The sequence below is a fragment of the Enterococcus sp. AZ020 genome, from assembly GCF_050499205.1.
GTDB lineage: Bacteria > Bacillota > Bacilli > Lactobacillales > Enterococcaceae > Enterococcus_L > Enterococcus_L dunnyi.
On record NZ_JBIPAT010000001.1, the window covers coordinates 891,944 to 905,509 of the forward strand.

At 37.0% G+C, this 13,566-nt stretch carries 11 protein-coding genes; 1 reads left to right on the plus strand and 10 read right to left on the minus strand.

Translation table 11 applies throughout. The features are described from left to right. Position 1: 1 nt before the first annotated feature. Positions 2–1,153: a pyridoxal phosphate-dependent aminotransferase gene (locus tag IGI58_RS04270; protein ID WP_429954355.1), complete on the plus strand. Its 1,152-nt coding sequence runs from the start codon at positions 2–4 to the stop codon at positions 1,151–1,153. A gap of 57 nt (positions 1,154–1,210) precedes the next feature. Here the strand turns inward: IGI58_RS04270 and IGI58_RS04275 are convergent, their stop codons facing one another. The 10 genes from IGI58_RS04275 to IGI58_RS04320 all read right to left on the minus strand — a co-directional run bounded on the left by IGI58_RS04275 (position 1,211) and on the right by IGI58_RS04320 (position 13,476). Next, a complete protein-coding gene (locus tag IGI58_RS04275; RefSeq protein WP_429954354.1) occupies positions 1,211–1,912 on the minus strand; it encodes a recombinase family protein in 702 nt (233 codons plus the stop codon). Positions 1,913–2,219: 307 nt separating this feature from the next. After that, positions 2,220–4,439 carry a MucBP domain-containing protein gene (locus IGI58_RS04280; protein WP_429954353.1) on the minus strand — a complete coding sequence of 740 codons (2,220 nt, stop codon included), beginning with the start codon at positions 4,437–4,439 and terminating at the stop codon, positions 2,220–2,222. A gap of 115 nt (positions 4,440–4,554) precedes the next feature. Continuing rightward, entirely contained in the window at positions 4,555–5,175 is a 621-nt protein-coding gene (locus IGI58_RS04285) for a hypothetical protein (protein ID WP_429954352.1), read from the minus strand. Between the two features lie 11 nt (positions 5,176–5,186). Continuing rightward, a complete protein-coding gene (locus tag IGI58_RS04290) occupies positions 5,187–6,029 on the minus strand; it encodes a BsaA family SipW-dependent biofilm matrix protein (RefSeq protein WP_429954351.1) in 843 nt (280 codons plus the stop codon). A gap of 13 nt (positions 6,030–6,042) precedes the next feature. Beyond that, a complete protein-coding gene (locus IGI58_RS04295; RefSeq protein ID WP_429954350.1) occupies positions 6,043–6,780 on the minus strand; it encodes a cell wall protein in 738 nt (245 codons plus the stop codon). Between the two features lie 36 nt (positions 6,781–6,816). Then, the gene (locus IGI58_RS04300; protein ID WP_429954349.1) at positions 6,817–8,064 is read right to left on the minus strand and encodes a hypothetical protein; all 1,248 of its coding nucleotides are present in this window, start codon (positions 8,062–8,064) and stop codon (positions 6,817–6,819) included. Positions 8,065–8,132: 68 nt separating this feature from the next. Further along, positions 8,133–9,038 (minus strand): signal peptidase I, encoded by a 906-nt coding sequence (locus IGI58_RS04305; protein ID WP_429954348.1) that lies wholly within the window; start codon positions 9,036–9,038, stop codon positions 8,133–8,135. Positions 9,039–9,453: 415 nt separating this feature from the next. Then, positions 9,454–10,317: a methylenetetrahydrofolate reductase [NAD(P)H] gene (gene metF / locus IGI58_RS04310; protein ID WP_087640894.1), complete on the minus strand. Its 864-nt coding sequence runs from the start codon at positions 10,315–10,317 to the stop codon at positions 9,454–9,456. Then, the gene (metE, locus tag IGI58_RS04315; RefSeq protein WP_225533569.1) at positions 10,318–12,582 is read right to left on the minus strand and encodes a 5-methyltetrahydropteroyltriglutamate--homocysteine S-methyltransferase; all 2,265 of its coding nucleotides are present in this window, start codon (positions 12,580–12,582) and stop codon (positions 10,318–10,320) included. A 168-nt stretch (positions 12,583–12,750) separates the two neighbouring features. Continuing rightward, positions 12,751–13,476 carry an epoxyqueuosine reductase QueH gene (locus tag IGI58_RS04320; RefSeq protein WP_429954347.1) on the minus strand — a complete coding sequence of 242 codons (726 nt, stop codon included), beginning with the start codon at positions 13,474–13,476 and terminating at the stop codon, positions 12,751–12,753. Positions 13,477–13,566: the final 90 nt, after the last annotated feature.

Genomic DNA, 13,566 nt, shown 5'->3' on the forward strand with positions numbered 1-13,566 from the left:
CATGGACATTTCAAACATTGCTCAACGTCACCAAACGCCAGCAGAAAATATTCTAATGGATATTGCTACTTTAGCAAAACAAGTACCAGATTTACTGGATCTATCAATTGGAGATCCCGATTTGATCACCGATGAAACGATCATCAACGCAGCATTCAACGATGCGAAAAAGGGCCATACAAAATATACTGCTTCAGGCGGTAGTCAAGAATTTCTCGAAGCTGTTTCAGCTTTCTATCAAAAACAGTACGGGTTATCCTTTGATACTTCACAAATTCGTGCTACAGTTGGTGCTTTACATGGGATGTATTTGACTTTACAAGTTCTGTTAGACCCTGATGATGAAGTAATTATTCACGAACCTTATTTCTCACCTTATAAAGATCAAGTGATCTTCGCAGGTGGAAAACCAGTGTTCATTCCTACTTATGAAGAAGATGGATTTCAAATCAACATCGAGGTCTTAAAAGCAGCGATCACTGACAAGACAAAAGCAATCATTATCAATTCGCCTAACAATCCAACGGGTGCTGTTTTTTCACCTGAAACCTTTAAAGCAATCGCAGAACTTGCGATCGAACATAATTTTTATATTCTTTCAGATGAAGTCTATGAAGCTTTTTGTTTTTATGATGAGTTTGTACCCATGGCTTCTTTTGCACCAGAACATACGATTACTTTCAGCAGCTTTTCAAAAGCTTTTGCTATGACAGGTTGGCGAATCGGCTATATGATCGCACCAGATTATATTAATGAAGCTGCTAAACTAATAAATGAAAGTATCACGTACTCAGCTCCAAGCCCATCGCAGCAAGCTGGGATTTATGCTCTTACTCATGCTGAGCAGTTGGTTCCTAAGGTAGTCTCTGTGTTTAAAGAACGTTTAGAGTATCTAGAGCAACGAATCGCTCAAATTCCTTTTCTATCTTTGCATCCAGTGAAAGGCAGCATGTACGCCTTCATCAATATTTCTAAAACAAATCTTACTTCTGTTCCTTTTGTTGAAAAAGTATTGAAAGAAACCAACGTCCTGATGATACCAGGGAAAGCATTTGGTGAAACTACTGGCGATGAGTATGTACGTTTGGCTGCTACTCAGGATATCAGCGTTTTAAAAGAGGCCTTTGACCGAATAGAAAAGATGTCCTTTTAACTTAAAAAGAGTTATCCCTTTCCAAAAAACACTGAAAAGGACAACTCTTTTTTATTTCTATTCACTATCTGACAAAGCATTATAAAGTATGATCATTGTCGTAATAATACAGACTACGATCTGGATCAATAGATTATCTGAAAAATTTTCAGTGAGTTTGATCGTGGTGATCGCCAAAAGGAAACAGATACTGAAAATTAGCGCTAGCTTCATTCGCTTGAGCCCTTGCTGAATTCGAAAAACAGTTTCAACAGGAATTCCCTTTTCTTTTGCAATTGCTCTTATTTTTCGCTTATTGACAAGTTTCCAAAAAATTTCTCGATAGAGCTTTTTAGCTTCTGACTTTCTGCTAAATACAGTATAACTTTCCCTGTTTTTTTCATTTTCTCGATTCATTTTGACACTAATTACTCTTGGATGCAATAAGCGATCATTTCCGGCAACCCAACTGAGTACTTGCTGCCACTCACGTAATGTCAGTTTTGGTGAGCTCAAAACAATTAGCTCCACCTGTAATTTCTCCAATTCGCTGAATAGTTTAAGTAGTACTTGATAGTCTCTCGATATTACCTCTAAAGAGAATATAACCAAACTATCTCCTGATTCTGAGTAATCCAATAATCGTTGCAGCTCGCTGTCAGCTTTCCATATCCACTCATAGCCTTGATCCATATCCAAAAAAATTTCGTCTACTTCATATGATTCCAAAATATCATATTGTTGATCTACTTTATGCCCATGAACATAACCTAATTTCATCTTCTTTACTTCCTCTGCTCACTTCTTTTTCGTAACGCAGATCGTCCCTTCTTTTTTGACACAAACTTGTGTGATATCTGCTCGACCTTATCCGTCAAGGCTGTAGTTTTTTGGATAATATACACAAGCAGTAAGCTGTGAATAAAAATGATGATTGACGATACAATCAATAGTATATACATGCCTATCCTCCCAAAATTGAGATTAAAAGTGATAGTTCAAGTTTTTTCTCCAGCAGCATTATTAGCTAGTGTGGATATCAATATCTTCTTTTAAACTACACCGAAACATACTGCACTAAATCTACCTACTTCATTTGGATCTCTCCTAATTTATTTCGTTGATAATCCCAATTATAAGGGACTGGCGAACGCCCTTTCTCAATAGAAGGTTCTACATAAATAGTTAACCAATAGCCAGTAGTTTCAGTAATATCTAAACGAATTTCACCATTTACCCGTATCCCACTATCATGAATACTGTTGTCTTTAGTGACTGTATAACCACTGTATGAATAATATTCAGGAGGAAATACCTTTACAGAAACTTGATGATGGGTTGCCTGCTTTGCAATGACCACACTTGTGTATGACACTTGTTCCTGCACTACTCCGGAATCAACGGCTACATTAAACAAATTACTTTTTTTATCTATGTATCCGTTATCTAGCTGTAAATATCCTTTTTTTGGTACAACAATTTCCTCCTGACTTGCTAGTACAACTTGTCTAAGATTCAATTGAATCAATTTATTGTAATAATAAGTGACTGTCATATTTTGAGTGACGCTATCAATCGAAACAGTTGTCTCATCTGTACTTGGTACAGCTTCTGCACGGTCGATCTGATAGCTATCTACAGCATAACCGTTCAGATTTTTGATCCGTTGAGTATAATGGTCTCCCTTGACTATATCTTTATACGTTTCCGGTTGAAGCTCTTTTCCTTCTGTATCTAGGTATCTTTCAGTGACTCTAGCCAATGGTATTAGATCTTTGAGCGGGATCGTCTTCACTCCACTAACATTATTTGCACGGTCAACAGTAACCACATGTAGATATTTATTATAATCAGCTAAACCATTGATACCGCTAATTATTCCTTTTGTATTGTATGTAACTAAATTTGCATCTTTTAAGGGATCATAGTCTACTGCACTTTTATCTGTTGTTCCTTGAGGTGCTACATAAATATCATAACGATCAGAAGCGATTCGACCAAATTCATCTTTGTATCCTATTACAGTAGTGTTTAAATTGGATGCTGCAGAATTATCGATCTTATAAAAATAACCAGCAATATTACTAGTGATGGTTTCTTTCACTACATCAGATTTTTTCAAGCCATCATCTCTTGTATCCGCTTCTACATACCACTGATACTCTTTTCCTACATCAGTACTATCGATTTCTATACTAAAATTCTCTATACTAGTATTTGGCATCGGAGCAGCAGTTGCTAGCTTAGGGGCCCGATCATCCTTTACTGTGTAATCTTGTGCTGTTGTTTCTAAAGATACTTGAGCTAAATTATATAAGGTATTCGCAATGATCTTGCGCTCATCCATCGTTGATTGACCATTACTATGTCCTGTTTGAATCATTCCTAAATTGTTGTTTGTAGCTAAATAAAAGGTGGCATCAGCGCTACCATCTCCAGGCTTATTCCAGTTATATGGTTCTTGAAATTCCAGCCATTTGATCGTACTGGAGCCAGGTAAAATCCCCTGTCCCCAAGTATGGGTCAAAGGTATCGTTAAGGTTAAATCATTTTGTAGTTCAAATGGATATTTCATCAAATAGCCATTGTTATTGATTTTTACAGATGTACTACCAAGTTGAAAAGATGATGCTTGTAGTTTGAACCCTAATTGACTGGCAAAACTATTAAAATTAGTATGCCCTCGATCATTCGGAGTGATCGTATCGTGTCCGAATAATACACCTCTACCGCTATCGATGTATGCTTGTGTTGCATTTTTTGCCGCGACTGAAATATCTACATGATTGTTATAATCCCATGAACCAAACATAATAACATCATATAAATACTCCCCTTTAGCATTTTTTAGATGGCTATCAGGATCCAACCCAAAAACCATTTGAGCAACATAACTTACCTGTATCAATCTATCTCCTTTTGAATTTTTTAGCCCTAAACTATCCATCCAGGTTTTTAGATTTCGTGCATCTACTGTATCTGGATAAATATTTAAAACTTTGATCGTTTTTCCGTAATTCATAGAACGAGCATTCCAAGTTACACCATCTTCTGATTGAAACAATTGATAACCCGACTGTTTTAATCCATTAACAGCGCCCCACTCTAAAAAAGAATAACTTTTTTTCTCAGTTCCATCCCAACGATTTTCAGCTTTTAAAGAAAATTCACCTTTATTGATGATCGTAAAAGCCCTTAAATTGCCTTGACTCACAAACAAATAACCTCCAACAACCAAAGCAAGCAACAATAAAAACAACCATTTTACTTTTATTTTCTGGTTCAAATTTTGCTCTCTTTTTTTCATATTCTCTCCTTTTGATCACTACTTATCAAATCAATGATTTCTCCATTAAAAACACTCATTTCATAAGTGCTGAGTATAAAGGCAATCATGGAATATACATCCCATGTGCCTATTTTTATTCAGCTTTAATAGCCAGCTGTTTGTCGATGTCCAGCAATTCCTTCTGAACAGGTACCGCTCCTTGCCACCAAGCATCACGATAGGAATATTTATTACAATCGATTGCTTCCACTTTTACCAATAAACTAACCTTCGCTCCATGGTATTCTGCTCCTAGACTACTTTTCAAAGTTACTTGCGTAAATAAATTCTTCGCCGCATGACTCACTCCAGGTTTTAAAATATCCATATAATAATAGTATCCATCTTCACCCAATCGCCACTGGCTAGTATTCACATCCAGCAATACCTCATCCCCGATTTTTGATGGTAAAAGTCTTCTCACACCTTCTTTTTCTATACTAATTTCCGGCTGCAGCAAAACACGTACAAATTGATCGAGTGTTCCTGTATTGGTGATATCGACTTTCTTTGCCACTGCTTTATTTGGTAAAATCGTTGTCGGTTCAGTAAACACTTCATCGATTTTTGTTTGCTGATTTCCGATCTGAAAACGATTCACTTTTTCTTCCTGCATCGTCATCGCAGCATAAACCGTGATTCCCCCCATTATTAAACACAGAACAAAAAACGGTAATAACCAGACAAAATAAATCGTTTGTTTTTGCTCTTTCATCTTAAGTCCTCCTAATGTACTTTATCACGGTACATAGCTTCCACATGCGAACCAGCAGGAATCTCCCAGTCCTCCAACAAAGATTTCGTACTGTCATGGCTGTCCATAATAGGGACCAGCTGATACAATGAGCCTTTATATTTATTCGGCAAATTCTTGTCCAAGCTCACATTCTGAATCAATTCTTTTGTTTTTTCCTTTGGTTTTAGCATTTCTGAATAATAGAAATACCCTTCTGAATAGTACCAATAATGTTTTCTCTCATTATTTGGCTGATTGTCCTTATCAAAAATATCCGGATTATTGAAATTGATCATCAAATATTTTAGACCATCGGCTGGTCGGTTTCCGTTGTAGATATATGCTGTGTTTGGTTTTGATTTATCCCCTTTGTAAACTTCGGCTACAGTATAATACTGACCAGCCTTAAGCTTATACGTACGGCCTTTTTCCCATGTCTCTGCATCATCTCCAGACATGTCTGTTCCACTCGATACAGCACTGATTTTTAATCCGCCATTTCCTGTACCATCAACCATATCTAGTTCAAAATGAGCAAGAAATTCATAAAGAGAGACTCGGACAAATGCAGGAAGCTGTCCGTCATTTTTGATAAGTAATCTTTTTTCTGTTACTGTACCTGGGCTCCACTGCAAATTTGGGGTAAATGATTCATCGATCACAACAGAAAATTGTTTACTATTAGGCTTATTTCGATTGATCCGGTCATCACTATATGTAATCCAAGAGTATGTAGTCCCTACGACAAGCAATAAGCTTAAAACAATAGAAAATAAGCCCCACAACAATTTATGTGTGTGAATAATTTTTAATAGACGTTTTCCTTTTTTCATTTGCAGCCCCCTTTCACGATCCTTTTTTACTTGGTTCTTCTTTATGCTTCTTCCATAGCAGAATGCTGATCAACACCAATAGTAATCCTGTTAAAATCTTATAAATCAAATTTCTGATTTCTTCCCCTGTCAGAGGAAACATCCCCTTAGACTGTTCTTTTTCCTTAGACACTGGCTCCTTACTTGTGGAAGTCAGTGTTTCGGGTTGATTTTTTGTGGCGACAAATGTCCAATGATAAAGTAATTGGCTTTCTTCTTTAAAATCAGCTGCTGTAAAATTTTTATCGACATCAAAACGAGCAGTTAAAATTTGATCTGTTCCATACTCACATGTTCCGATGATCAATGGCTGAACTGTCCAATCAAATTCTCCATTGCCTAATAAAGGTCCCTGATATAAAACCTTATCATCCAAGGTCAAAGTCAAAGTAATCAGCTGATTAAAATCGATAAGCCCTTTCGATGAGTCTGGCGTAACTAAAATTCCCAATTCAAATGGTTCTTTGATATCTAAACCGCGAATCGTAATTATTTTTTCATAACTTTCTCCCGGCAGAACATTTGGCAAATCGACATAATATTCTCCTTCCGAAGAAGCAGATATCCCCGTCTCATCGCCAATGATCAATCCTGGAGGAAGGGTTTGACTTGCAACAGCTAAAAGCGTTCCGCTATTAAAAGTGATCATAATGCTTACTAAGCTATATAAAACTAGACTCGGCAGACGTTTTTGTACCAGTAATTGCAGCATGATTTTTCCCCTTCCTAATTTATCCTTCTAAAAAAATTAACTTGCTGCTTGGCCTGCTAGATATTCAGTGATCGTTTTTGTCTCTGAACCATCTGCGCCTTGTAAACTCCAACCAGTCGTATCTGTCAAGGCTTCTTTTGTCGCTTGAATAGCCTCCATTTTTACGATCAAGTCATATGTTGCATTTGTATATTCCGTTCCTATTGCATTTGTAAATACTAATTTTTTCAACAAGTGCGGAGTTGTAGCACCTGAATTGATCGGGCTTGTGAAATAGAAATAGCCATCTTCTTTATTGTATGCCCACTTATTATTTGCTAAAGCTGTCGTTACAGTCATATCCGTCCCATATTCTATATGAATTCCGCTGATGCCCAAAGCTGCTTTATCTGCTTGAACACCTTTTTTATCTGATGAAGCTGTTGGAATTTGTTCAGCTGCTGTTGCAGGTGCCGCTGCTGGAATGCTCGTAAGACCCAAAGTTGTTGCTTTATAGTCATAATCTACATCGTATTTCTTTCCTGCACTCCCCAGTAGAGAGGCTTTTGCAGCAGTTGCTTCAGCTGATGCACCTTCTAGTGTAGATGCCGCCCAGTTGGCTACGTTATTACTGTAACCACCTTTATAAACAGAATACTCAGCTTTATTCATGACAAATTCCCAGTCTTCTGCTGATGAGCCGACCGTATTGCCGCTTTTCACAGAAATGTCTGTCGTCATTGCCTGAAATTTCCCAGAACTATACTCGAAAAATGCAGAATAGCTAAACGTAGTATTTTCATCGCCAGTCACAGGATCTTTTGTGACAGACCCTTTTGCATAGACTTTAACTCCAGTTGGTAAAGCCGCTCCTTGACTGTCTTTTACTTTTCCTGTCACATCTGTATAACCACTGCCGGCTGCTGTATACTTTTCACCGTCAAATTCTACAGGTACATCATCTGACATTGCTGGTGTAGCACTCTTTTTCCAACCTTCAGTCCGATTTGTCACTGCACCTTTTTCTGTTAGATAATTTAATACTTCTTCATAAGACACGCGCACAAAAACAGGCGTATTCCCAGAATTTGTCACTGCTACTTCTTTCGTTGCATCAGTTCCTGGTACGATCGGCTTTGGATTCCACAACTCTTCAACGCTGACACTACCGTCTTTGATTGCTGCAGTCTTCACACGGTTGATTCGTTGATCTTGAGAATTGATCCACGCAAAAGTACCTGCTCCTGCTGCCAATAATGCTAAAAGTGCAGCAGCTACCAACTTTTTCTTTTTGTTCTTTTTCATTTTTCTTTATCCTCCTAAAGATAATAATTTATATTCTCACGCCGCCATCAAAAGACGACGTGCTAATATCACTGTCCATATGCTGGATGTTTTGTTGTCTTTTTTCTTCTGATATATTCTTCTTTGGGTGAAAACAAATAGGCTTTCAATACTAAGAAAAATCCGTATAAAGAAAGAACACAGATCAGACATGCCCAAAATTCTTCCCGAATAAAATCTAAAAGATTACCGATTTTTGGAACTGCTACGATCACTTTACCTAATACACGATCTGCAGCTATCGGCGGATCATTACTTTTGTTAGCATCCCCCTTAGTGATCAAAAAATCACCTTTTTCACCATTCAGCTCATCTTTACGATCGACCATTCTGTGTGTCAAATAGCGGGAACCATCGCCAACAGCAAACGTCACGATGTCATCTTTCTTTACTTTTGTTCCATCTGTCATTTTGACGATCACGATATCCCCAGCATAAAAACCACCCTTTGGACCATTTTCTTGCGGGACCATCGAATTCGTCAACACTGTATAGAAACGATAGCCGAAAATCGAAGCTGTAGATTTTGAACTGAAGGAAAACATCACCGCCATCATAATAATTCCGATGGTTACTACGTAAAAAAATAAGTTGCTAAAAAAAGAAAAAATCATGATTGCTGGTTTTTTTTCAGTAACTTGGGGATCTTGTCTGTCATGACGCCTTCTCATCCTCTGATTTTGAAAAGGTTCTTCTTTACGAATTCGCTGACGCCTAGCAGCTTTATCTCTTCTTTCAAAGGAGGTGCCTTTTTTTCTATCCGTGTTTGGTTTTGATTTTCGTCTCGGTTTTATATCAGCTTCATCATATTTTCCAACCTTCGGACGTACCTGATCATAGTCTGTTCTATTCTGGGAACGACGCTTAGGACGCTGCTTTGTAGGTACTCTTTCACTAAAATTATCTAAATTTTTGGCAGACGTTCTCTTTGACATATTCTTCCCTCCCACTCATTACTTTTTCTACTACTACATAAGAAAAACTCTAACTAGATATCAATAAGGTTACCTAAATGTAATTATTTTTTACCACCTAAAAAAATGATACTACATGTTATTTTTTAAATCAATGGATTTTTGATTTTCCTTAAAAATCTATTTTATTAATGCTTGGAAAGTTATTAAAAATGCTTTTAAACACAACTAAATCTATTTTGTTATATATACATAAAAATAAAAAACAGAGTTTTAGTTATTTTAAAACAAACAAATAAATGTAATTTAACGTTATTTTAAAAATTGAAAAAGAGGCGATTACATATATAAATAAATTAATTTTATGAACAGAAAAAAACTGTATGGAATAACTTTGTTCAGTTATTCCATACAGTTCATTTTTTTCAGTATTTTTTTATGCTTCAAATAGACTACGCGTCGCTTCTCTGATTTTTTGTGCTACATAAGGATTATTCATCGTGTACAAGTGAATACCATCTGCACCCTGAGCAACCAAATCTACAATTTGATTAATTGCATAAGCAATGCCGGCATCTCTGATCGCTTCTGGGTTGTGTTCATAGCGCTCCATCATCTTCAAAAATTTTGTTGGCAGAGTCACATTCGACATTTTTACCATCCGTTCAATTTGCTTCTTATTTACGACAGGCATGATCCCTGCTTGAATCGGTATATCGATTCCTGCTATCTCACATTTTTCTTTAAAAGTATAAAAGTAGTGATTATCAAAGAATAATTGTGTGATCAGTTGATTCGTCCCCGCATCTACTTTTCGTTTCAAATTTTGAATATCTTCTACCGAACTCGCGGCATCACTATGCGTTTCAGGATAGCAGGCACCGATGATATTGAATTGTCCTTGTTCATGAATAAATGTAATGAGATCATTCGCATAAACAAAGTCTTTCTTAGGTTCTTTGTCAGGCAAAATATCCCCTCTCAATGCCAAAATATTCTCGACCTTCTTCTGTTTTAATTCATCCAAAATTGCGATGACCTCATTTTTAGAAAAATTGACAGCAGGTAAGTGAGCCACACTTGGCAAAAATTGTTCTTCTTGTATTTTTTGAGCAATATCTGCTGTACTTAAATTATTTCCTGTGCCGCCAGCGCCTAATGTAACACTGATAAAATCAGGCTGTTGTCCTTTTAAACGTTCTAACGTATGATAAATCGTCTCTACAGGAGCTGTTCTTCTTGGCGGAAATATTTCAAAAGAAAAAACGGTTTTTTCTTTAAACAAGGCATCTGTTCTCATTTAAATCCCTCCACGTACCTGTTTAGCTGCGAGAACTAAATTTTTCAAGCTTGCATGTGTTTCGGGCACTCCACGCGTTTTCAATCCACAGTCCGGATTGACCCAAACTTTTTCAACAGGCAACTTTTTTAAAATATTATGGATCGTCTTTTCTATTTCTTCGACTAAAGGCACTCGTGGTGAGTGGATATCATAAACACCAGGTCCCACTTGTGTTTGGAAATCAATAGCTTTCAAAGCATCTAAAATCGTTAAATTTGAACGAGAGGCTTCAAACGAAATCACATCTGCATCCATATTATCGATATCCCGAATAATATCCGCAAACTCGCTATAACACATATGTGTATGAATTTGAGTCGTTGGTTGGACTTTACTGTGCACTAAACGAAACGCCGGAATCGCCCAATCCAAATATTCAGAATGCCAGTCGGATTGACGCAACGGTAATTTTTCCCGTAAAGCTGCTTCATCGATCTGAATGATCTCGATCCCATTAGCTTCTAGATCCAAAACCTCTTCCTGAATAGCTAAAGCTAGCTGCAATGTCGACTCTTTCAAACTAATATCTTCTCGCGGAAATGACCAGTTCAAAATCGTTACAGGTCCTGTCAACATTCCTTTCATAGGCTTATCTGTCAAGCTTTGAGCATATTTAGAATATGAAACTGTCATTGGATTCGAACGTGACACATCCCCCCAGATGATCGGCGGCTTCACACAACGAGTGCCGTATGATTGTACCCATGCCTTTTCAGTAAACAAATAACCATCCAGACTCTCGCCAAAATACTCTACCATGTCATTTCGCTCAAACTCACCATGAACAAGAACATCTAAGCCAATTTCTTCTTGAAAGGCGACACATTCAGCAATTTTTTCTTGATTGAACGCAGTATATTCTGCTTCTGTGATCTCACCTTTTTTGAATTTAGCTCGATTTTGTTTTACCTCTTTGGTTTGCGGAAATGAACCAATAGTTGTCGTTGGTAAAATCGGCAGATTCAATTTGTCTTTTTGAATAGCCGCACGTTCTACCAAGACTGGCCGACGAACAAAATCATCCTCTGTCAAACGTTCGATTTTCTGTGCCAATTGTTCATTTTTAGTATAGCGTTCCTGTTTAAATAAGCTGATATTTTTTTCTAATAACGCTTGATTAAGATGCTTGTCTTCATTGATTTTCTTCACATTATTGATTTCAGCCAATTTCTCAACAGCAAAAGCAAAATGTTTCGTTACATCAACGCCCAAAGAAGTTTCATTTTTTAGTGTAAAAGGAACGTGCAGTAACGAACAAGACGTATTTAAAACAATCTCACCGGCTGATTGAAGCTTTTCGATCAGCGCTAACGATTTTTGATAGTCATTTGCCCAAATATTCTTCCCATTTATAATTCCTGCAAAAAGTAATTTATCTTTTGGAAAACCATATTTTTCCACTAATTCTAATGTTTTTCTTCCTTCAACAAAATCTAGACCGATCCCATCAAAAGGAAGATCAACTAATTCCTGATACACATCTCGAACGTCTCCAAAATATGTCTGAACTAAAATATTTAGATCGCCTTTTTCAGCAAGCAATGCTTGATACAATGTCTTAAACTGCTTGCTTTCTTCTTGTGTCAAATCTAAGACTAATGCTGGTTCATCGATCTGAAGCCATTCGCACTCTTCTTTGGATAACTCTGTAAATAATTGACTGTATGCTGAAATAGCTGCTTGATAAAAATCTTCGGCACCTTTTTGCCCGTGATAAGTAGCCAATTTTAATAATGTAAAAGGACCCAATATCGTTGGACGTGTCTTGATTCCTAGGGTTTTCGCCTCTTTAAAGGTATCGACTAGCGTACTGCCAACTAGCTGAAGTTCCGTTTCATCATCAATTTCCGGAACCATGTAATGATAATTGGTATTGAACCATTTCTTCATTGCTAATGCCGTTACATCACCAGCTTCACCTTGATACCCTCTTGCCAATGCAAAATATGTTTCAAGCGGTGACAACTCTAACTCTTTATATTTTTTCGGTACTAAATTCAGCAAGACTGCTGTATCCAATGTTGTATCGAAAAAAGAAAAATCACCACTGGGGATGAAATCGATTCCCTGATCGACCAAAAGCTGCCAATGCTTTTTCCGCAACTCTTTTCCCGTAGTCTCCAGTTCATCCGCTGTGATCTCTTTTCTAAAATACTTTTCTGTCGCAAATTTTAATTCCCGTAATTCCCCAACTCTGGGAAAGCCAATAATCGATGTTTTCATACATTTCCTCCTTCAAAAGGTATTTCAACTACTTTACCACGAGAAAGAAATATAGGATAACACTTATTTTCTATCATTTAATATAGTTTTTAGCTATATTAAAAAAATAAACAAAAAAATTACGCTGCTCTTCTTTGAGCTGCGTAATTCTCTCATCTGCCTTATTAGCTATTCCATTTGACCTTTTAAATATTCTCTTGCCTCTTTATTGACCATTTTAAGATCAACACCTTGCTTAGTTGCGGCAAATAGACAACCACAATAACATTGACGATAGACATCGTATTCTTTGCAAAGCTCGATCGAACGCTTATATCCATTATTCTTTTTAAAATCACTTGGTAGATAGTTTGTTGCATAAAATTTTTGAATATCGATCCCAATTTCATTGATCAATTGACTATTTTTCTTTGGTGACAAAGTCAGCGCACTGCCAAAATAATCATAGCCTAATTCTTGTGCCTTCTCAGCAACGATATCCAAGCGCATGTGAAAACAAGCAGAACAGCGTTTGCCACCTTCTGGTTCTTCAGACAAGTTATTTACTTTGACCATCTGCATGAAATCATTAGGTTCATAAGGGGCAGATAAAAAGTGAACATCATTATTCGTTCGTTCATTGAACGTTTCCACAAATTGTTTTTGAACGATTTCACGCCGCAAGTATTCTGCCCGAGGATGGATATTGGAATTTGCAAAATAAATCGTCACATCCGCGTATTTCGTTAAGTACTCAAGTGTATACGTACTGCAAGGTGCGCAACAGCTATGAAGTAAAATAGTTGGGCGAATCGCCCGTTTTTCCCAATCTGCAATCAGCTTTTGCAGGACACGATCATAATTGATCTTTTGATTTGGAGATAATTTTTCCGTTATTTCTGTTACGTTTATCACCTAAATCACCTCCAAGATTTGTTGTACGATACGTTCTATTTTACTTCTTCTATTCCTATTTATCTACTCTCTTAGCAAAAATGAATGCAA

What these genes read in the sequence shown, in the direction of transcription:
- metF (WP_087640894.1), bottom strand. Translation starts at nt 10,317, where the DNA reads ATGAGAACAGATGCCTTGTTTAAAGAAAAAACCGTTTTTTCTTTTGAA.
- IGI58_RS04270 (WP_429954355.1), top strand. Translation starts at nt 2, where the DNA reads ATGGACATTTCAAACATTGCTCAACGTCACCAAACGCCAGCAGAAAAT.
- IGI58_RS04305 (WP_429954348.1), bottom strand. Translation starts at nt 9,038, where the DNA reads ATGTCAAAGAGAACGTCTGCCAAAAATTTAGATAATTTTAGTGAAAGA.
- IGI58_RS04295 (WP_429954350.1), bottom strand. Translation starts at nt 6,780, where the DNA reads ATGCTGCAATTACTGGTACAAAAACGTCTGCCGAGTCTAGTTTTATAT.
- IGI58_RS04285 (WP_429954352.1), bottom strand. Translation starts at nt 5,175, where the DNA reads ATGAAAGAGCAAAAACAAACGATTTATTTTGTCTGGTTATTACCGTTT.
- IGI58_RS04280 (WP_429954353.1), bottom strand. Translation starts at nt 4,439, where the DNA reads ATGAAAAAAAGAGAGCAAAATTTGAACCAGAAAATAAAAGTAAAATGG.
- IGI58_RS04290 (WP_429954351.1), bottom strand. Translation starts at nt 6,029, where the DNA reads ATGAAAAAAGGAAAACGTCTATTAAAAATTATTCACACACATAAATTG.
- IGI58_RS04275 (WP_429954354.1), bottom strand. Translation starts at nt 1,912, where the DNA reads ATGAAATTAGGTTATGTTCATGGGCATAAAGTAGATCAACAATATGAT.
- metE (WP_225533569.1), bottom strand. Translation starts at nt 12,582, where the DNA reads ATGAAAACATCGATTATTGGCTTTCCCAGAGTTGGGGAATTACGGGAA.
- IGI58_RS04300 (WP_429954349.1), bottom strand. Translation starts at nt 8,064, where the DNA reads ATGAAAAAGAACAAAAAGAAAAAGTTGGTAGCTGCTGCACTTTTAGCA.